The sequence below is a fragment of the Flavobacterium sp. 2 genome, assembly GCF_049949195.1.
Taxonomy (GTDB): Bacteria; Bacteroidota; Bacteroidia; order Flavobacteriales; family Flavobacteriaceae; genus Flavobacterium.
In genome coordinates this window covers 5,190,356-5,211,918 of the sequence record NZ_CP188206.1, presented here as the reverse complement: position 1 = coordinate 5,211,918, position 21,563 = coordinate 5,190,356, and the positions used below count along the sequence as shown (strand labels likewise).

The following is a 21,563-nucleotide window of genomic DNA, read 5'->3' as shown; positions in this document are numbered from 1 at the left end:
ATAATAATATTAAGCGTTTAATTATTTTGAAGCATGATCAATCGGGATTTCCTGACCCGACCAAATTTTCTTTTGTGTCCAAGGTTGGTAAGCAGTTGTCCAAAACAAATCTGTCGCTGGTAAACCCAAAACTAAAAAGGCTTCTGTACACAAATACAAACTTCCTGTTGAAATATAGCCTTCGCCAATATTAGGCTGATGACCATATAAACCAATCTGGAGCCAGCCCTTTTTGTCAAAAGTTTCTTTGGCATTTATTTGATTATTGATCATAAAATAAAGTGCCGAACGGACTTGTGCCGGAGCAATATCTTTTGGTAATTCTTTCCAAAGTGCAATCTGAGAAAGCAATTGAAAAGCGCCAAAACGATACGCCAATGATCTTCCGATTGGTGGATAAGTCCCGTCAGGAGAAATTAATCGTTCCTGAATTGCAGCATATCTTCGGGATCTGTTCAAAACAGTTTCGTAATCTTTTTTATAATCGCTATTTTTATCTTTCAGCAAATTTAAAATATCAAGCTGCATCGGGTGAATGACAAAACTATTGTAGTAATCCCAGTGAAAATCTGGGCCATCGCCATAAATTCCATCTCCCAAATACCATTCTTTGTGTTTAGATAAACCAAAATTCAACCGATTAGCATCTTCTTCTTTATCAAATTTGATAATCGCCGCTTCAACCATTCCGGCAAAAAGAAGCCAGTTGCTGTTGTAAGGTTCGATTTTTCTGGATGACTTTAAAGCTGTAATCACGTTTTCTTTTGTAACAGCATCAAGCGGTTCCCAAAGTTGTTTTGGCGCACGAAGCAAAGCTTGAGCAAAAAAAGCAGCATCAACCAAAGGCTGTTTATCGTTTACAAAATTCATAAAATCAGCCGCATTTGGATCGGTTGCATTATGAATTGATTTTTGTGCCAAAGCAATGTATTTAGCTCTTAATTTTCCTTCGAAAGTATCATCTGGACCTAATTCAAGCCAAGGCGCCATTCCCGAAAGTGTTCTCCCAAAAGCTTCTAAATAAGTTACATGTGTTCTTTCATCCCAAGCTCCAGGAGATTTTTCAATGGGCATCAACGTTTTCAATTGATTATTGCTCAAAGCAGTCAAAACGGGATCTCCAATTTTTACTAAAGAAGCAACAAAAAACTCGCGAACTTTTTCAGGAGAATCTTTTTCCGGCTTCTTTGATTGTGCTTGTACATTTGAAATTATAAAACAAATCAACACTGCTAAAACAGCATTTTTCAGGTTATGATTCATATCTTTTTTTTATTTTTTTTGCCACAGATTAAAAGGATTTCAAGGATTTTTTACTCAAATCTGTTTGTTCACAGCGCGATGTTGCGTCATTGAAACTTATTAGTTTAATCTGTGTTAATCTTTTTAATCTGTGGCAAAAATTTTAATTAATTATCATTTATTCTTTTTAATTTAAGTTGATTTCCAAAAACTCTCATTCAGAATGTATTTATTATCTTTTACATTCTGATACTTTTTCTTAAACTCCGAAGGATTCAGATTATAAAATTGTTGAAAGTGTTTTCGGAAATATTTAATATCGCCAAAACCAGCAATTGAAGCAGCTTGACTAATCTGCAAATCGGTTGTGATTAATAATGTTGCTACTTTTCGTAGACGAACATTTCGGGTAAATTCTAAAACCGATTTTCCTGTAATTTTTTTGATTTTTTTATAAACCAAAGAATGGCTCATTCCCAATTCAGATGCTAAATCTTTGATATTAAAATTGTCGACATCTAGATTAGAATCAATGAGTTCGATGATTTTATCGAGCAGTTTTTTATCCTCGTCAGAAAGTTTTGGTCCGGCAACATTTTTTGTAACCGAATTAAGCAAATAATTCTGTTCGCTGTCACGACGTGTCAAAATTCCATTTATTCTGGCCAGCAAATAATCATTATCAAATGGTTTTGTGATGTAATCATCAGCGCCAACTTCTGCTCCTTTTAGTTTTACATCTTCAGATGTTCCTCCGGTAAGCAAAATCACGGGAATATGTTTTAAATCAGGATCGGATTTTATGTGTTTGCAGAAAGCTACGCCGTTCATTTCTCCCATTACAACATCCGAAATAATTAAATCGGGTTGTACATTTTTTACAACATTTAAAGCTGTTTCTGCATTTTCGGCTGCGGTCACATGATACTTTGGCGCTAATATTCGTTTCAGATAATTTCTGATTTGAACATTATCATCAACAACTAAAATGCTTTTTGCGTCTTTAATTACATCTTTTACATTTTCAGGTTCTTCTTCAATTGGTTGTAAAACATTTTCCCTAATTGCAGTTTCTTCTAAAGCTTCATCCAGAAATAAAGTTCGGTCGCTTAAATCTTCACGGATTTCAATATCTCCAAAATGTTCTTTTCCGAGAAGCAATTTAATTTCAAAAACAGAGCCTCCGTTTTCATTATCACGGCAACTTACTTTTCCTTGATGTTGCGCTATAAATTGTTGTACCAAATACAATCCGATACCAAATCCTTTGCGGTTATTTTTGACATTTTTCCCCGATTGATAAAACAAATTAAAAATTTTGTCTTTGTCAGCATCCAGAACTCCTTCTCCGTTATCGGTAACATTTATAATAACTTCTGTTTCAGTGCATCTCAAATTCACAGCAACTTTTCCGTTTTCTTTTTCTGTGAATTTTAAAGCATTTGAAATCAAATTAAACAAAGCCATTTCTATTTTTTCACGATCGACATAAACCAATAGTTTTTCTTCAGAAATACTAAAACTGTAATCTATTTTTTTTGATTTTGCGTGATGCACAAAACAGCTGAAAACTTCTTTACAGAGCTCTACAATATCTATTTGTCCTACTTTGAGTTTTCCGGTTTCGGTTTCGGTTTTTCTAAAAAGCAACAATTGATCGACCAAACTCAATAATCTTCTGGAATTGCTGTAAACCATTTCAATTGCTGCGGGATCAATTTGCTGCTCCGTTCCATAAATAATATCCTTTAGCGGATTAATAATCATCGTTAAAGGCGACCTGAATTCATGAGAAATATTGGTGAAAAAAGTCAATTTTTTCTCGTTCAGTTCTTTTTCCTGTTTTGCCAAATCCTGCGAAAGTCGAACTTCGTATTTAAGCTGTGCTTGTTCGCGTTGGTATTTATCTACTACATAAATCAGCAAAATAAAAGCAACAAAATAGAAACAATACGCCCAACCACTTCTGTACCAAGGCGGTAAAATCGTAACAGGCAAAGAAATAGATTTAGAATTCCATAATCCTTCAGCATTTGTTGATTTGATTTTCAGTACATAGTCGCCTTCTGTAATTCTCGAATAATTCGCACTTCGAATATTATCCACATAATGCCATTGCGAATCCCATCCTTCTAAAAAATAAGCATAAGAGATTTTTTCCGGCAAACTGTATTCCAAAGCCGCAAAATCAATATTCAACATCGATTCATCATAAGGCAGTTTTAATTTATTGATTCCAAAAGCGCCTAAACCGTCCTGATCATACACTTTATTATTTACTTTAATCGAAGTGATAATCAACTTTGGGAAAGCGTGAACCTGACTGTTTATTTTAGTATCAATTATATTAAAACCTTTGATTCCGCCAAATACAATTTCGCCTGTCGAAAGTCGCAACGCCGCATTGTAATTGAATTGATTGCTCTGAAGTCCGTCAGTATCATGATAACTTGTGATTTTTCCGGTGTCAACATTATAAACAAATATTCCGTTGTAAGTACTGCACCAATAAGCTCCTTGTTTATCGCGAACAATATTTAAAATCGAATTATTAGGAAGTCCGTTTCGCTGCGTCAGGAATTTGCGTTCAAAAGTTTTCGGATTAAAAATCATCAATCCACCGCCTTCTGTACCAACAAGCATTTTGGTGTCGGAATGCGAAACAATCGAACGAACCGGGTATTTCACATCAACCTCTTTTCGTTGCATTGTTTTGGGATCGAATCGGAATAATTTTGAAAAATTTCCAATCCAAAGATGATTCTGATCCTGCGTCATCGAAATAATACCCCGGATTTTTGCATCAACAAAATCAAATTGATCTTTCGTTTCATTGTATTTATACAAACCTTCCTCATCGGGCGAAGCTGCCCATAAAATGTTCTTTTTGCATTTGAACAAAACCCAAATGTTTTTTTGAACCGCTTTAAGCTTTGGATGAAAAAGATTGTATTTTTTAAAATTGTGCGTTTGGGAATTAAAAAGACAAACTCCGCCGCCATAAGTTCCAAACCAGGTTCCTTTATTGTCTTTTAAAATGACAGAAACAAAATTATTGCTAAGCGAATTTGGATTTCCCGAATTATAAGAATAGTTCGTAAACGTATTTGTTTTTCTATTCCAAAGACTTGCGCCCGCGCCATCAGTTCCAATCCAAAGGTTTTCGGAGTCTTGTTCACACAACGAAAGAATGAAATCACTCGGCAAAGTATTTTTTGTGCGCTCATTTTTAGAAATCGTCACAAAAGGACTTTTTGTCTCTTCGATAGTATTTACTCCGCCTCTTAAAGTCCCAATCCAAACTCGGTTTTCATTATCTAAATAAAGCGATGAAATAGCGTTGCTGTTGAGTTTTTCTTCATCGAGACTCGTGCTTAAAAGCGAAAAAGAGTCTTTATTATAATTGTATTTAATAACACCATTTCCGTTTGTGGCAATCCAAAGTTCATTGGCGGAAGCCTTAAACATTAAGTCCGAAATGGGATATTGAATTTCCTGATTCGTGTAAAGATGATGTTCCTTGTTTTTTGTATTGTATTTTAAAAGTCCTTCTTCAGCAGCTAACCAAATATTTGAAAATTTGTCGAATAAAATACAGCCACTGCCCACAGAAGTCGCATAAACAACAGAAAGTCTTTTTGCGCCAGATTCCATAGCGACCAAACCAACTCCCGCAACAGAACACCACAATTTGCCCGACGGATCAAAATCCATTTCCTGCACGTGAAAATCCCATTGCATTTTTCCATTTGCCAAAAGCGGAATCTGCACAATCTCTTTATCTTCACCTGCAGAATAGAGCAAACCTTTTCCCGCTGTCGCGATGTACATTTTCGACTTAAAATCCCTAATTTGATTGACTACAAAATCTATCTTTTCACTTTTAGAAGACTTTGCGTTGATGTAATTCTTTAAGGTAAACTGATTGCTCAAATAATCATAAACGCTGATACCGCCCTTTGTACCAATCCAAATTTTATTTTGAGTTCCACAAACGCTAACTATTCTATTATTTACCAATGATTTAGAATCGTTTGGTTCGTTTCTGAAACTTAAAAAATTGTAACCATCAAATCTGCTTACACCGTCATAAGTTCCAAACCACATCAAACCTCTTTTGTCTTTATAAACCGAAGTTACCGCATTATTAGCAAGACCATTTTTGATTCCGAGATACCCAATCTCATATTTTTTCTGTCCAAATTTTGGAATAGAAGTTCCTACAGCCTGTGGTTGAGCTGCAAAATGAACTAAAAGTGCAAAAAATAATAGAATTTTGGTTTTCAAAATTTCGGATTTAAGATTAAGTAAATTTTTATTTTCTTTAAAAAATCAGGGTCATAAATTATTCGTGTGAAAAATACAATTATTAAATTAATCTTAAAAAAAACCTATGAAAATAAATCATAGGTTTTTCATGTAAAAAACACATACAATTCTTATCAATTAACCAATGAAATTACATAAGAGTAAGTATATTTTTTGTCTGTTAAACGATATTGATCATGTGGTAAGCGTCCCCAGCTGTCATCTCCTCCTACTCCTCTTTGTCTATAATCCAAATGAAGATAAACGGCTTCTTTAGAATCTAAATCCAAATCAGATGGATGGCGTTGTGCTTTAGTTTTTCCTGGATCCAACATTTCTGTTGAAATATTTAAAGCGCTAAAACCTAATGCCTGCAATCCTTCAAATTTTACGCCTTGGTCTTTTGCGTTTTTTAAAGTCAACCAACGAACATCTGTTTTATAACCACCTTCTTGTGGACGAATATAGCTTTTAGTATATTGATTGATTACTTTATCTGAATATTCACCAATAAACGCTGCAGAATTTCGATCAGAATAATTTTCCCAAGGACCTCTTCCATAATAACTCAAATTGTCGAATGCACCATTTAACTTGGCACGCATTCCAAAACGAGGCATTTCAGGCAATTCTTTTCCGGCCAAATCAATAGCTGCAGTAACTTTTATTGAACCGTTATTCTGAATTAAATAATCCACAGTATAAGGAACATCAGCAGCAGCTAATTTGTAAACCGCTTTTATCAATAAACCTTCAGGAGATTTTTTGTCCAAAGTCACACTTACAGTCGATGGATTTTGTGATGCTTCTTTCCAGATTACCAATTTATTTTCCATGTTGCTTCCAAAATCATTATCAGTTGGAGCACGCCAGAAATAAGGCGTTGGGAAATTATTGAAAATTGGATTTGCTTCATTTTTCAAATTGTATTTTAAAATTTCTCCTTTTTGAAGATCAAATTCTCCAGAAACAGTTTCAGTTTCAAAAGAAAGCACATTATTTTTAACCGAATATTTCAGTTTTGAAGTACTTTCTGCAACCTTATTATTTTTAAAATAAGAACCTTTTCCTATTGCAAACTGCTCTCTTGCAAACTCATGACCTTTTGCAACCAAAGGCGCATCGTTTTTAGAAACTGCATAAACATTTACAAAATATTCAGAATCAGCATCGATTGAACCCAGAGTTAAAGCCACTTTTTTGCTTTCTGCAGGAGCAACATTTAAATTAAATTCTCCTGATTTTGCTATTGCACCATTTTTAACCAATTCCCATTTAAAATTAAAATCAGAAAGATTGGTGAAATTATAAAGATTTGTTACTGTCAAATCAGATTCATTAAGCTGAAAATGAATATTTTGATATACTTTTTTGATTTCGCTTAAAGCTGGTTTTGGAGTTCTGTTAGAAAAAATAACACCATCAGCACAACCATTTTCATCATTTTGAAGTTTTGAAGCGCCTAAATCACCGCCATAAGCCCAAAATGTTTTTCCGTTTGCATCTTTCGTTTTTATTCCTTGGTCAACCCAATCCCAAATAAAACCGCCTTGCATGTGTTTGCTGCTGTTGATAATATCCCAATATTCCTGAAAATTTCCGCCACTGTTACCCATTGCGTGCGCATATTCACACATAATATACGGACGCTTTTTATCTGCCGCCGCATAGGTTTTCATGCTTTTAATTCCCGGATACATTGGACAAACGATATCGGTATTTCTATTTTCTCCAGCCTGCTCAAATTGAATCGGACGTGTCGAATCCACTTGTTTTAACCAGTCATAAGCATCGTAAAAAACAGGCCCGTTTCCGCATTCATTTCCTAAAGACCAAATAATAATTGAAGGATGATTTTTGTCAAAAGCAAACATTCTTTTAATACGGTCCAAATGCGCCGACGCCCATTCTGGCAAATACGCCGGATGTTTTTTCTGATCAAACCAGTTTTGCCACTCTGCTCCCATTGCGTGTGACTCTATATTGGCTTCATCAACAACATAAAATCCATATTCATCACACAAATCATACAATTTAGTATCATGCGGATAATGGCTCATACGAATTGCATTAATATTGAATTCCTTCATTAACTTAAGGTCTTTCAGCATCAATTCTTCGTTTGGCACGTGTCCGTTTACATCATCATGTTCGTGAATATTTACTCCTTTTACCATCACCGCTTTTCCGTTAACTAAAAGCTGTGCATCTTTAATTTCAACTTTTCTGAAACCTGTTTTTTTAGAAACTGCCTCCAAAATATTTCCCTTGCTGTCTAACAAAGTAATAGTGTATTTGTACAAATTTGGCGTTTCAGCATTCCATTGTTTTACGTTTTCAATGGTTTTTGAAAAACTGATTTTCGTTTCTTTCGCATTTACTTTTTTGCTTTCAGAATAAATTGTCTTTCCTTCTTTATCAAATAATTCTATTTTTACTGAAGGACTTTTAATTTTATTATTCTCAAAATATTTTAAAGTTAAATCAACATTAAAAAGTCCGTTTTTGTATTGATCGTCTAAATCACTTTTTACGAAATAATCCCAAACTGCAGTTTTAGGCATTGCCTGCAAATAAACATCGCGCTCAATTCCGCTTAATCTCCAGAAATCCTGATCTTCTAAATAACTTCCGTCGTGCCATCTAAAAACCTGAACAGCAATTAAATTTTCTCCTTTCTTCAAAAAGGACGTAATATTAAATTCAGCCGGCGTTTTTGACGCTTTTGTCATTCCGACTTCTTTTCCATTTAAAAATACCCTCGCATAACCAGAAATTGATCCAAAATGAAGTATAATTTCTTTATCGTTCCAGGAATCTGAAACTGTAAAATTACGTCTGTAACTCGCAACCGGATTATAATCTCCTGCTATAAAAGGAGGATTTTTAGGAAATGGATATGTGATATTAGTGTAAATCGGAATATCATAACCTTGCAATTCCCAGTTTGATGGCACCTGAATTTCTGACCATTTGCTCACATCGAGATTTGGTTCGAAAAAATTTGTTGGTCGTTGTGCCGGAGTTTTAACAATATCAAATTTCCAAAGTCCGTTTAAACTTTGGTACAATGCTGATTTTTTAGGATTGTTTTCCTTTAATTCATCGGCATTGCCGTATAAAAGAAACGAACTTCTTCCAGATTCTTTTCCTCTGTCTAATACTTGCGGATTTTCCCATTCATTGGTTTGTGCAAAATTACTTTGCGCACTTAAGAACAGCGCAGCTGCTAAAAAAATTTTCTTCATCTAACTTTTTTTGATTGTCTAAATTTTGTTTTTGAAACAGAAAAAAATTGTCATTCCAAATTGATTTAAAGTATTTCTTTTATAAAAACGTATAAAAAAAAACCTTCCTAACACTAACCAAATCTTAAAAACGTAAACCTTAAATCAATTTGGAATAACAAATTCTGAATCACAAATTTAGATATTCACTTAAAAGACATGAGGGGCAATCCGATATACTAAAAGGGGTAATTTGGTAATAGTCCTTATTTTGTACAATATTACCCCCTTTATTAATGCGTTTTTAGCATCAATTGATAAAAAATTAGCATTTTATATCATTACTCCTGCTTTTATCTTTGTCCTAAATAATACAAACTAAAATGATATTTAACCATACCATTAAATCTTTTGATGAATTTACAAATCACGAACTGTATGAAATGCTTCGGTTACGAAGTGAAGTTTTTGTAGTAGAACAAAATTGCCCTTATCTTGATCTGGATAATAAAGATCAGCAAAGTTTTCATCTTTTATATTTTGTAAATGATGAATTGGCAGGCTGTACACGATTGCTTCCTGCAGGATTATCTTATACTGAAATTGCAATTGGAAGAGTTGTAATTGCTCCACGCTTTCGCGGATTGGGATTAGGAAAAAAAATTATGGAAGCTTCAATTGCAGGCTGTCAGGAAAAATTTGGCGAAGGCCCAATTCGGATTAGTGCGCAATATCATTTATCGAAATTTTATCAATCGGTTGGATTTGTGGAACAAGGCGAACCGTATGACGAAGATGGAATTCCACATATCGAAATGCTTAGAGCTTAAAATCACGGAATTATCAATTTTAAAACATTGGCTAAAACTGGATTGTGATCTTCGATTCTCCAATTGATATACAAATCGGTTTCCATTGGAAGTTTAATAAATCGGATGCCTGGAATTTCATGAAAAAGATAAGAATCTGGCAAAATTGCAATTCCGAGTCCTTTTCGAACCAAAGCAATAATCGCTGAACCGAATTCAGAATGAAGATAAACTTCAGGAGCGTTTTCAAAAGAATTGAATAATCTTTGAATCAAATCGCTGTAACTGCTGCCTTCATCATTGGTTGGCAAAATGAATTTCTGAGAAGCCAGCGTTTCTTTGGTCAAATCTTCGGGTGTTTTATAAGGATGATTTTTGGGAACAACAATCGCTAAATGATCCGTATGGAATTTTTCTGATTGAATATCTTTGGCATTATTAATATCTCTGGTAATCGCCAAATCTATTTTATAATTACGTAGAAAATCCTGCTGATGTTCATAAAGAACCTGAACTAATTTGATTTTAAGTTTTGGATAAGCTGCCGAAATTCGGGACAAAATATCCGGCATGATGGAAGCAGAAATCGAATCTGGATGCGCAATCGTAATGGTTCCGCTTTCACCCAATTGAATCTGACGCGCTGATTGATGAATAAATTCAAGTTTATTAAGCTCGACTTCCCATTTTTCTTTTAGAAACTGGCCAGCAGCAGTAAGTTTAACATTGCGTTTATTGCGCTCAAAAAGCTGAACACCCAATTGGTTTTCTAAAGACTGAATTTGACGACTCAATGCCGATTGTGTAATATTCATCTTTTCGGCTGTGTTCCAGAAATGAAGTTCTTTGGCAAGAGCCAAAAAATATTTGATTTGTTGCAAGTCCATTGATGCAATTTACGCATTTATTAAGAACAAAAATATGTTTTAACGCATTAAAAAAATAAAAATGAATACGCTAAAAATTACAAAAGCAACGCTTAACGATATTACAAAACTTCAAGACATTGGAAGACAAACTTTTTCTGAAACTTTTGCGGAAGTGAATTCAGAAGAAAATATGGCTAAATACCTGGAAGAAAGTTTTGCGTCTGAAAAATTAACTTCGGAACTTAAAAATGAATCTTCTTATTTCTATTTAGCTGAAATAGATGAAAAAGTAATTGGCTATCTGAAACTAAATACGGGAGACGCGCAAACCGAAAAACAAGGAAAAAATGCTTTAGAAATTGAACGCATTTATGTTGCAAAAGAATTTCATGGTAAAAAAGTAGCGCAGGCACTTTATGCTCAGGCTTTGCTAATCGCCGAAGAAATAAATGCTTCATTCATTTGGCTTGGCGTATGGGAAAAAAATTTTAGAGCGGTCAGTTTTTATACCAAAAACGGTTTTGAGCAATTTGACACGCATATTTTCAGATTGGGCGATGACGAACAAACCGATTTAATGATGAAAAAAATGCTAAAATCTTAAGATTTCAAAATGGAAAAAAAACGACTTTTATTGATTTTATTGATCATTGGTACAGCCTTTTGGGGTATTTCTTATTCGGTAACAAAAATGGCAATTGGAAATTATTCTCCAGCTACATTTTTATTTTATCGCTTTTTATTGGCTGTTATTATTTTGACCATAATCTTTTGGAAATACGTTAGAGAAACCAATTTTGAATCGATTAAAATTGGCGGGATTCTCGCAGTTCCAATGTTTTTAGGAATTCATTTGCAAACAATTGGACTAAAACATACCGATGCTTCACAATGTTCTTTCATTGCTGGATTGACCGTTATCATAATTCCGTTATTAAAACTGGCTATTTACAAAACCAATGCCTCTTTAAAAATCTGGAGCGCCGCTTTGACTGCTTTGGCTGGATTATTTATTATCGCAATAAAAGAAAAATTTACAATCAATTTAGGCGATTTGTATACCATTGCGGGCGCTTTTGCTTTTGCGGTTTATTTGATTTCGGTTGAAAAACATTCAGCTTTAAAAAATCTTTTATATTCTATTGTTCCAATGTTTACCTTTTGCGCGCTTTTCACTTTTGTGCTTGCTATAACAGATCACAATGCAGATTGGTTTCCTCAAAATAATACATTTTGGCTTGGCGTAATTTACTGCGCCTTATTTTCGACGGCTTATATGTACACCGTTTCAAATATTTCGCAACGTTATTTATCGGCAGAAAGAGTTGCCGTAATTTATTTATTTGAACCTGTTTTTGGAGCAATTGGAGCCTTTTTCATTTTAGGCGAAAATCTTTCCTGGCGACTTCTTTTGGGCGGAAGTCTGATTTTTGCCGGAACTATAATTTCTGAAGTAAATTTCAAAAATAATAAACTCAGTACTTTGATTGGAAAAAACTAAAAAGTGATACATTCGTCACAACCTTTTTATAAAAAAGAACATCTTCTTATAAAAGAGAAATTATGAAAAAAGTTGTATTACTTATTTTACTGATGAAATCATTTTTGAGTTTTTCCCAAGAATTACTAAAAACGGGAGACATTAAAATCATAAACAGATATTTGTCTATAGAAAAAACACTAAACGGTTATGTTTTTGTTGGGCCTGAAGGTGAAAAATCTGAAGAATATGACTACCTATATATGCCAGATAACAACTGTAGAATTACGGCAATTTTAAAAAAAACAGATAGCAAGCAAAGTCGTCTAAAACCAAAAAAAGATAATGATAACCACGGCATTCAAGGTGACTTCCATATTTTAGAATTAATGAAGGAACTGCATTTTATTGATGAATACAATTTTGAAGGAACAAATGAACTGACAAATGGAAATATTCGTTCAGGATTAACAGAAGAATACGGCTATGCATCAAGAAACGGGAAATATGCATTAATCAATAGTACGGGAAAATTCCTGACCGATTTAAAATATACAAATGATTTTGACTATAGAGAGAATCCGCATTTGAATTATTATTTCGAGAAAAAAAAGCTTATTTCTGTTTTGATTGATCAAATAACTGGAAAAGAAGTATTGGCAACAAAAGACAGTATTGTGGAATATTGGAATCCAAACAATTATTTGGTTAAAAAGTATAAAAAGGAAAAATACATTTTAGTTCATGATGGCAAAATACAGCCTGTTCCAAAAGATTTCAAAAGATTAAACGGCATTCCGTTAGCCAAAAGCACAGTCTTCACTTATAACAATGGATTTTTTGATAAAAATGGTCATAAAATAGAAAGCGATTTTGTTCCGCATAGTAATTTTTACAACGGACATTGTATTGTATTGGAAATAATAAAAGAAAAACAGCGGTATAATTATTACGGAGAACCATTTCCGCGACGCGAAACCCGAAGCTTTAAAATAATAAATGAAAATTTTGAAATCGTAAAATCACTTCCTGACATACAAAGAACAATCAGCAGTTTTAATAAATACGGGCAGATTATTGTAAATCGAAGATATGAAGACATAAGAAACGGCGACACTGACAATCAATACATTATTGATTATAATGGCGATATAATTCTTCCTTCGTCAAAAATTAGAACTGAGATATATGAAGTTTCCGAAGGACTGTATTTAGCTGAAGATGCAACATATCCACCTGTAAAAGAAAGATCAAAGCTGTATACTTACTTTAATCAAAAAGGAGAAAATATAACTAAGACTATAACACAACTTCCTATTTATCTTGGATTTAAAGAAAATACTGTACAAAAATATCTTGTTGCATATGGAATTATATACTTGACTTTAGACAAAGAAAACAATATTATAAGTTCAGATCAAAAATCTTATTTATTTGATGCTCCGCCTGTATTACCTTATGAGTAATTAATCTAAAAAAGATTCTTGCTTTTGTACTTAACTCGTTTTCTTATAATTATAAATGGCGAGTGCATTTAAAATAATGGCAAAAATAGATAAATACAAAAGCTCTTTGCCTACTTCGTTTAAACCGCTTCCTTTTAAAACTATTAAACGAACAACCTTAATAAAATGCGTTACGGGAGTGAATTCAGAAATTGTTCGTGCCCAATTTGGCATACTGTCTGTGCTGGTAAAAAAACCGCTCATGAGCATAAAAATCATCATGAAGAAAAAGGCAATAAACATGGCCTGCAATTGAGTATCTGCAAAAGTGGAAATCAACAGTCCGAGGCCTAATAAAGCTATTAAGTAAACCGCTCCAAAAAGATAAAGTACTGCAAGACTTCCCATTGGGAATATTCCGTAAATCAAATACATAACAATCAAACCAACCGTAAACACAATCATTCCGACGATCCAAAAGGGTATAAGTTTGCCTAAAATGAATTGCCATTTTTGAATAGGCGTTACATTTATCTGTTCAATTGTTCCTATTTCTTTTTCTTTTACGATGTTCAATGCTGTAATAAAACCTCCAATTAATGTCAGCAACAAAACTAAAATTCCGGGAACCATATAATATTTATACTCAGCTCGTGGATTGTACCAATTTGTACTTGTCAACGTAATTAATGAAGGAGAAATCGAAGGAGTTTGTGGCAGTTTAAAACGAATATCAAGATCACGACTAAAATCAGCCAATACGACATTTAAATAGGCATTTCCAATATTTGATTTTGTTCCGTTGATGGCATCAGCCGCGATATTTACTTTCTGACTGCCTTCTCTTACCAGATTTCTTTCAAATCCTGACGGAATTTCTAAAATCAAATCGGCTTCGCCCGTTTCAATTAATTTTAAGCCACCCAAATAAGAGTCAGGCGTTCCAGCAATATGAAAATATCCTGATGAACCAATTTTGTTGATCAATTTTTGAGAATAAGAGCTATGGTCATGATCAACGTAAGCAATATTGACATTTTTTACTTCAAAATTTGCTGCCAATGGTAAAATAATGAGCTGCATTGTTGGAACAACAAACATCATCGCCAAGATGGTTTTATCTCTAAATATCTGACGAAATTCTTTTTGTAATATAAAACGAAGCACTTTCATGATAATCGAATCTTAAATTTTTTCAATGCGATGGTCAATAAAAAAGCCGCCATTCCGGCAAGTATCAAAGTCTCTTTCCATACAAATTCAAAACCCAAACCTTTCAGCATTACAGATTTTACAATACTGTAATAATATCGGGAAGGAACGGCGTGAGAAATGACGCGGAAAATCCAGGGCATATTTTCTAATGGAAACATAAAACCTGTAAGTATCAATGTTGGCAACATCATTCCCATCATCGATATCAGCATTGCGGTTTGTTGAGAATCAGTAACATTTGAAATTAGCAAACCAAGAGAAAGACAAGTAATAATAAACAATATACTTTCGGCAAAAAGCAACAAAAAACTTCCTTTAATTTCTACATGAAGAAGATATACCGAAAGAAATAAAATAAGTATAAAATTAATCAATGAAAGTACGAGATACGGAATCGCTTTTGCAATCAAAACCATTATGGGTTTAAAAGGCGATACAAGCAGAATTTCCATTGTGCCAAGTTCCTTTTCGCGCACCACAGAAACAGAAGTCAATGCAGTGCTTACAATCATAAATATCAAGGCAATTACGCCCGGAATAAAATTTAGCGAACCATTTTGCTGTTCGTTATAAAGTTGTCTTAATTCGGGGATAATTTGATAATTCAGCTTTGCTGTTGGATTTAGCTGTTGCTGATAATCATTTACAATAGCTGTCAAATAATTGGTTACAATTGTGGCTGTATTAGGATCTGATGCATCAGCAATGACTTGAATTTTTGCTCCTCCAGGACGCTGCAAAACAGAAGCAAAATTGGATGAAAAGATGACGGCACATTTAATGCTTCCGTCTTTAAACCGATTTTCAATGTCATTGTAATTCAGAATCGGATTTTCAATATTAAAGTAAGAACTGGATTGTATTTTTGCTATAATTTTCTCCGTGTGAATATCATGTGAATTATCCTGAAATGCAATTCCGATATTTTTGACTTCACTGCTCAATGCAAACCCAAAAAGAATAATTTGTGCTATTGGCAGCCCAAACAGAATCAGCAAGGTTCTTTTATCCCTGAAAACATGGTAAAATTCTTTTTTAATGAAAGCCAATAATCTTTTCATATTAATCTGCTGCTCTTTGGGCGTTGCGTGCCAGTTCATAAAAAACTTCATCCATAGAAGTCGTATTGAAACGTTTTTTCAATTCGGCGGGTGAATCAATTGCTTCAACTCTTCCGTCAACCATGATACTAATACGGTTACAATATTCGGCTTCGTCCATATAATGCGTGGTTACAAAAACCGTTATTCCGCTTGCCGCAGCCTCATAAATCATATCCCAGAATTGTCTTCTTGTAATAGGATCAACACCTCCGGTTGGTTCATCCAAAAAAACAATTTTTGGCCGATGAAATACTGCAACAGAAAATGCCAGTTTTTGTTTCCATCCTAAAGGAAGACCGCCAACGAGTTTTTTTGCCTCTTTTTCTAATCCGAGCGTTTTGACCAATTCTGCACTTCTATCCTTTATTTCAGGTCGGGAAACGCCGTAAACACCACCATAAAACTCAATATTTTCAAGAATCGTGAGATTATCATACAAAGAGAATTTCTGGCTCATATAACCAATATTCTTTTTGATTTTTTCCTGCTGTTTGTACACATCAAATCCGGCCACGCTTGCTTCTCCAGATGTTGGATACGAAAGTCCGCAAAGAATTCGCATTGCTGTTGTTTTTCCAGCTCCGTTAGCACCCAAAAAACCAAATATTTCACCTTCGCTAACTTCAAAACTGATTTTATCAACCGCTTTGAAATCACCAAACTGTTTGGTTAACTCTTTGCAAACTATGGCTTTATTTTCCATTTACGATTTCTTTTAATTCTCCTAAATTATTTTGTTCCCGCATCAATCGAATAAAAGTGTCTTCAATTGTTGGCTCAATAATTTTTACTTCGAAATTTTCAGGATTATATTTTTGTGCGATTTCTTTAACTCGTTCCTCATTTGAGTCTTCAGAAGCTAATGTTATATGAATAAATTCTCCAAAAGCATCGCAACTTTCTATTTCTTTATCCGTTCGGAAATCCTGTAGTAATTTGTAAATATTTTTGGCTTTGGCAGCAAATAAGGTTTTCGGAAAGCTTTTTATAATATTTTTTGGTTCATCAACGCTCATTATTTTTCCGTTTTGCATCAGCGCAATTCGGTCACATAACTTTGCTTCGTCCATATAAGGAGTTGAAACTACAATAGTGATTTTCTGTTCTTTTAGTTTGATAAGCATTTGCCAAAATTCGCTTCGGGAAACAACATCAACGCCAGTTGTAGGTTCATCTAAAAATAAAACTTCCGGTTTATGAATCAGCGCGCAGCATAAAGCTAGTTTTTGTTTCATTCCGCCTGAAAGTTTTCCCGCTCGTCTGTTGTTGAAAGGTTTTATTTGGTCGTAAATATCTTTTATCAGTTCATAATTTTCCTCAATTGTAGTTCCGAAAATAGTGGCAAAAAATTCGAGATTTTCCTGAACGGTCAAATCCTGATATAACGAAAATTTCCCAGGCATGTAGCCTACTTTGTTTCGTATTTGCTGAAATTCTTTTACAACATCGTGTCCTTCCACAATTGCAGTTCCGCCATCAGCAAGCAAAAGTGTTGTCAGGATTCTAAAAACGGAAGTTTTTCCAGCGCCATCAGGACCAATCAGTCCAAAAAGTTCGCCTTTCTGAACCTCAAAAGAAACGTCATCTACAGCGACAAAATCACCATATTTTTTAATACAATTTTTTAATGTTACTGCAGACATAAAACTATTATTTTGACCAAAGAACTTCTCCGTACATACCTATTTTAAGGTAACCGTCATTTTTCACTCTAACTTTTATCGCGTAAACCAAATTTGCACGTTCATCTTTGGTTGGAATTGTTTTTGGAGAAAACTCCGATTTATTCGAAATCCAATTAATTGTTCCCAAATATTCTTTGTATTTCTTTTCACCTTGATCAATTCGTACCTTAACTTGCTGTCCAATTTTTATTTGTGGCAACTGTGTTCCAGTAACATAAGCGCGAAGATCAAGGATTTCGAGATTTGCAATTTTATATAATGGTTTTCCAACCATTGCCATTTCGTATTGTTCAGCATATTTTGCCAAAACAGTTCCTTTCACCGGATTTATAATAACGGTTTTGTTTAACTGATCATCAACACCTTTTAACTGCACGCCAACTGTATTGCTTTGTTCGGTCAAATTTTCATTTGTGATTTCCAATGAGCTCTTCTGTGCACCAATTTGAGCCTGCAATGTCGCCACTTTAGCATTTGCATCGTCAAGCATTTTTTGCGAAGCTACGCCGCCTTTAACCAATTTATCGGTTCTGTTGCGATCCAAAACTGCATTGGCAAGCTGTTTTTTTAAACTTTCAGTTTGAATATTTTCCTGAGGCCTTCCGCTGAGAATTGTTTTTTTGTTTTGTGACAATTGCATTTTATTGATATGCAGTTGTGTGCTATCAATATAGCCCACTTTTTGTCCAACTTCTAATTGTTGTCCTTCTTCTACATTCAGTTTTACAATTTGTCCATTCGCTTGCGCAGAAAGAATAGTTTCAACGGCTTCAAAAGATCCTGAAGCATCAAAATCATTTTCATTGTTATGGCACGACAATAAACAGATAACCGGCATTAAAAAATATAAAAGCTTTATTTTTTTCATAATATGTACTATTAATTTCCTTTAATTGTTTGGTACTCATACGAAGTCATGAGCAATTGAATTTCATGCAAAGCTTTCTCGGCACGTGCATTTCCTTCTTTTTCGGTTGCATTCAGCAAATCTATAAGTGGTCCAGCGCCAGTATCATACTTTAACTGATAACCTTCACGAATCGTTTGACGAAGTTTTACAATATCATCATCATCTTTCAAAATTGCTGTTTGTCTTTCAATATCAGCCGTTTTCTGATTCATTTGAAATCTGGTATTAAACAAAAATGTTTCTTCCTGAATGTCTATTTGATTTAATTGCTGTTTTGTTAATTCCTTTTCATTTGAATTTTTATACAAACCTTTAATGTCCCAGCCAACACTTAATCCGGCAACTCCAACAGTTGAAATTTTATTATTTCCGAGATTGATTCCTGGCGCCAAAACAACGCCTGCTCCAAGCAAACCGACTTTTGGCATAAGATTTACTTTTTGCATATCTGCCTGCGCTGTAACCAAATTGCGCTGACTTGCAAAACGAATTTGTTCCGGTCGTTTGATCAGCGTATCAAAAGCAATAGAATTTATCGGTTTTTCTAATTTAGTCTGGCTGATATTTTTTCCAATTAAATACGAAAGCATTGTCTGATAACCGTTTCTGGTATACTGAAAGTCTTTTTTTTGTCGGTTTAAATTTAATTGCTCGACTTTCATTTCATCGACATCGGTTTTATAAGTAAGTCCATTTTCATGAAGTTTTTTTACTTTGTCGATATTATTACTAAGAATTGTATTCTGGATTTCCAACTGTTTTAACTGCTCATCAATCAGTAACATTCCAAAATAAAGCTGATTTACTCTTGAACGTAATTCATAAAGCGAAACTTCGACAGAAGCCTTATCAACATTAGAAGAAGCCTCAATAATTTTCTTCTGCGTTTTGGTCGTACCTCCATCCCAAATCACCTGATTGACCTGTCCTAAACCAATAAATTTGAATTTGCTGTCGTTTCCTGAATTTCCCATAGTCGGAAAATCGCCAAAAACATAACCTTCAATAGCCGTAATACTTACTTGAGGCAAATAAGCTTTATTTGCATTGCTTATGGTATATTCTTTGCTTTTTTCAATGAGTTCGTATTGCTTGATTAAAGGATAATTTTCTACTGCAAGCTGATAACTTTGATCAATTGTCAAAGTCTGCGCCGAGGCGGCATTCATAAAGAACAGAATTCCAATGTATTTAAGTAAGCCTAATTTCCTCATTTGTATAAATAAATTAACTTCAAAATCATTTAAACTGGTGTAAACATTGCCTTGATCCAAATTGGGATTTTTTTCTTGCGTTCCAAAATCAGGTTATTAAACTGCTCTGTTTCCAAATTTCTACTTCCCATAATGATAGGTTTTGCAATAAATGGAAAAACCACTAAGCCCAAAAGATTCATTAGAAAATGCAACGGATTAGGTTCTGAAATTTCCTTTTTCTCCACTGCTTCCTGAAATTGTTTAATGAAAACAGATTCGTTTACAATTTCTCTGATTGGAAGTCTTTTTAAAAGTCCGTCAGGATTATTACGAATCTCTGTCAATATAAAAGTTGGAATTTCCGGCTCTTTTATAATAAAATCAATGTAGCGTTCAGCAATAATTTTTACTTTTTCCTCTAATGATGTTCCTTCATCATTCAAAATCACTTTCATTCCACCTATAAAACCTGCAAAAGTTTCCGACATTATTATCTCAAAAAGTTTTGCTTTGCTTCTAAAATAATAATTAAGCAAAGCAAGATTCAAACCTGCTTCTTCGGCAATATCTCTTGTTCTGGTTGCGGCAAAACCTTTGTTATAAAAAACAGTTTTTGCAGCTGATTTTATTTTTTCTTCTGTACTTGTATCTTTCTTTTTAGACTCTGAAACACTCATTTTTAGCTATTTAAATGCAAATATAAAATATTTCAAATAAGTTAAACAAAATTTTTAATCAAATGATTAAAAATTTTGTTTAATATCTGATCTAAAAAAAACGCTGTTATTCTTTTTTAAATAACAGCGCCCTTTTTTTATTTTGTTTTAATGCTCTTTCCTTTACTAATTACCTCAATAAATCGGTATTGCATCACTTCCTTTTTTCCATCAGGTATCTCGTTGTAAGCACCATAAAAAACCTTACTTTTTCCTTTATCGATTCCATAAAATGTTTTTGCCACTTCAATTTTAACTTTTTCATTTTCAGCTTTTAAAGCAACAGTATCAGCCAATTTGATATTAGAAACATAACAAATCTCTGGCATAAAACCATCTTTTGTCATTTGAGGAAAAATTCGAAATACTTTAGGTTTGCTTTCAATATTATCTAATGTAAAAGGCAAAATAAATTTTGCTTTCGCTTCACCAAGTACTTTATCATAAAAATTGCTAATTTCCTGTTCTTTTTGATATTTAAAGGATTCACCAGCCGGATTTAAACATTGTTTAGCCACAGTAATATAGTTCACAGCATCAATCAAATAGCCTTTTTTATAACTTTCCTGAGCCAATTTAAAATAATCTGGCGCTGTTTTTTTTAATAAAGTATATTGTCCAAACTGCAAAATATTAATCTTCCACTCGTTGCCATACTTACCATAAATTACAGTTATCAGTGCATCATTGTGTGTAGTAGTAGGCATCAACAATACAGTAAACATCTCTTTATTTAATGCTTTGTAATTAATAATATAGTCATTGTCTCCTGAAACACCAGATATCAAAGTATTAGGAATATCTACAGCTGTATTTGAAACATAATATTGATCAAGAATTGTATAGCTTTTAGATGGATAATTATTGCTCATCGTCCCCACTAGCTTATCTAGATCAGAATTTACAATTGTAAGTAGTTTGTCAGAGAACAACGCTTTTACACCAGGAATATCATTGCTCATTATGGCTTTGAATAATTTATCATTTAAAACTTTAATTTCCTGAATTTTACTTGCTTCAATACTTTCATTTTTTTGTGTTCCACTACTTCCAAAATTACAGCTTTGAAAAACTACAGTTGTTACAATAATTAGTAAAATTTTACGCATTCGTTTTGATTATTTGAGGATTTCTAATTTTTAAAACATCTTATTTTCCTTAATAAAGGAATAGCTAATATAGCTTTTATTGAAAGACAAATAGCATTTAGAAAATTATTTTATTCTAAATCCAATACAGATATCAGTACAAAATTCAATTAAAACATCATTTAAAAAACACAACTAAAACACTAATAACAAACAAATTACACTTTTACAAACAACATAATTTTCTAAAAAAAAGAGTACATTTACTCT

16 protein-coding genes are annotated in these 21,563 nt (G+C 33.5%); 4 read left to right on the top strand and 12 right to left on the bottom strand.

Translation table 11 applies throughout. The features are described 5' to 3' along the window. Positions 1 to 21: 21 nt before the first annotated feature. From ACNFIH_RS22370 to ACNFIH_RS22360, 3 genes are all read right to left on the bottom strand, one after another. Entirely contained in the window at positions 22 to 1,263 is a 1,242-nt protein-coding gene (locus tag ACNFIH_RS22370; protein WP_426484877.1) for a DUF2264 domain-containing protein, read from the bottom strand. Between the two features lie 171 nt (positions 1,264 to 1,434). Beyond that, entirely contained in the window at positions 1,435 to 5,529 is a 4,095-nt protein-coding gene (locus tag ACNFIH_RS22365; RefSeq protein ID WP_426484876.1) for a hybrid sensor histidine kinase/response regulator transcription factor, read from the bottom strand. 155 nt (positions 5,530 to 5,684) lie between these two features. Continuing rightward, positions 5,685 to 8,798 carry a glycoside hydrolase family 2 TIM barrel-domain containing protein gene (locus ACNFIH_RS22360; protein ID WP_426484875.1) on the bottom strand — a complete coding sequence of 1,038 codons (3,114 nt, stop codon included), beginning with the start codon at positions 8,796 to 8,798 and terminating at the stop codon, positions 5,685 to 5,687. Between the two features lie 362 nt (positions 8,799 to 9,160). On the opposite strand from ACNFIH_RS22360, the gene ACNFIH_RS22355 reads away from it, so the two are divergent. Next, positions 9,161 to 9,607 carry a GNAT family N-acetyltransferase gene (locus ACNFIH_RS22355; protein WP_426484874.1) on the top strand — a complete coding sequence of 149 codons (447 nt, stop codon included), beginning with the start codon at positions 9,161 to 9,163 and terminating at the stop codon, positions 9,605 to 9,607. 2 nt (positions 9,608 to 9,609) lie between these two features. Here ACNFIH_RS22355 and ACNFIH_RS22350 read toward each other — a convergent pair whose 3' ends face one another. Continuing rightward, positions 9,610 to 10,473, bottom strand: a complete 864-nt coding sequence (locus tag ACNFIH_RS22350) for a LysR family transcriptional regulator (RefSeq protein ID WP_426484873.1) — start codon at positions 10,471 to 10,473, stop codon at positions 9,610 to 9,612. 61 nt (positions 10,474 to 10,534) lie between these two features. On the opposite strand from ACNFIH_RS22350, the gene ACNFIH_RS22345 reads away from it, so the two are divergent. The 3 genes from ACNFIH_RS22345 to ACNFIH_RS22335 all read left to right on the top strand — a co-directional run bounded on the left by ACNFIH_RS22345 (position 10,535) and on the right by ACNFIH_RS22335 (position 13,401). Then, positions 10,535 to 11,059, top strand: coding sequence for a GNAT family N-acetyltransferase (locus tag ACNFIH_RS22345; RefSeq protein WP_426484872.1), 525 nt, complete (start codon positions 10,535 to 10,537; stop codon positions 11,057 to 11,059). Between the two features lie 9 nt (positions 11,060 to 11,068). Next, entirely contained in the window at positions 11,069 to 11,956 is an 888-nt protein-coding gene (locus ACNFIH_RS22340; RefSeq protein ID WP_426484871.1) for a DMT family transporter, read from the top strand. Between the two features lie 62 nt (positions 11,957 to 12,018). Continuing rightward, positions 12,019 to 13,401 carry a hypothetical protein gene (locus ACNFIH_RS22335; RefSeq protein WP_426484870.1) on the top strand — a complete coding sequence of 461 codons (1,383 nt, stop codon included), beginning with the start codon at positions 12,019 to 12,021 and terminating at the stop codon, positions 13,399 to 13,401. Between the two features lie 30 nt (positions 13,402 to 13,431). On the opposite strand, the gene ACNFIH_RS22330 is transcribed toward ACNFIH_RS22335, so the two are convergent. From ACNFIH_RS22330 to ACNFIH_RS22295, 8 genes are all read right to left on the bottom strand, one after another. After that, positions 13,432 to 14,553: an ABC transporter permease gene (locus tag ACNFIH_RS22330; RefSeq protein ID WP_426484869.1), complete on the bottom strand. Its 1,122-nt coding sequence runs from the start codon at positions 14,551 to 14,553 to the stop codon at positions 13,432 to 13,434. After that, positions 14,550 to 15,656, bottom strand: a complete 1,107-nt coding sequence (locus ACNFIH_RS22325) for an ABC transporter permease (RefSeq protein ID WP_426484868.1) — start codon at positions 15,654 to 15,656, stop codon at positions 14,550 to 14,552. Before ACNFIH_RS22325 ends, ACNFIH_RS22330 begins: the two co-directional genes overlap by 4 nt. Position 15,657: 1 nt before the next feature. After that, on the bottom strand, positions 15,658 to 16,401 hold the full coding sequence (locus ACNFIH_RS22320; RefSeq protein ID WP_426484867.1) for an ABC transporter ATP-binding protein: 744 nt from the start codon (positions 16,399 to 16,401) through the stop codon (positions 15,658 to 15,660). Then, positions 16,391 to 17,341: an ATP-binding cassette domain-containing protein gene (locus ACNFIH_RS22315; protein ID WP_426484866.1), complete on the bottom strand. Its 951-nt coding sequence runs from the start codon at positions 17,339 to 17,341 to the stop codon at positions 16,391 to 16,393. Before ACNFIH_RS22315 ends, ACNFIH_RS22320 begins: the two co-directional genes overlap by 11 nt. Before the next feature lie 7 nt (positions 17,342 to 17,348). Beyond that, positions 17,349 to 18,251 (bottom strand): HlyD family secretion protein, encoded by a 903-nt coding sequence (locus ACNFIH_RS22310; protein WP_426484865.1) that lies wholly within the window; start codon positions 18,249 to 18,251, stop codon positions 17,349 to 17,351. An 11-nt stretch (positions 18,252 to 18,262) separates the two neighbouring features. Beyond that, entirely contained in the window at positions 18,263 to 19,507 is a 1,245-nt protein-coding gene (locus ACNFIH_RS22305; protein ID WP_426484864.1) for a TolC family protein, read from the bottom strand. Positions 19,508 to 19,536: 29 nt separating this feature from the next. Continuing rightward, a complete protein-coding gene (locus tag ACNFIH_RS22300) occupies positions 19,537 to 20,166 on the bottom strand; it encodes a TetR/AcrR family transcriptional regulator (RefSeq protein ID WP_426484863.1) in 630 nt (209 codons plus the stop codon). Between the two features lie 137 nt (positions 20,167 to 20,303). Continuing rightward, positions 20,304 to 21,314 (bottom strand): hypothetical protein, encoded by a 1,011-nt coding sequence (locus ACNFIH_RS22295; protein ID WP_426484862.1) that lies wholly within the window; start codon positions 21,312 to 21,314, stop codon positions 20,304 to 20,306. Positions 21,315 to 21,563 lie beyond the last annotated feature (249 nt).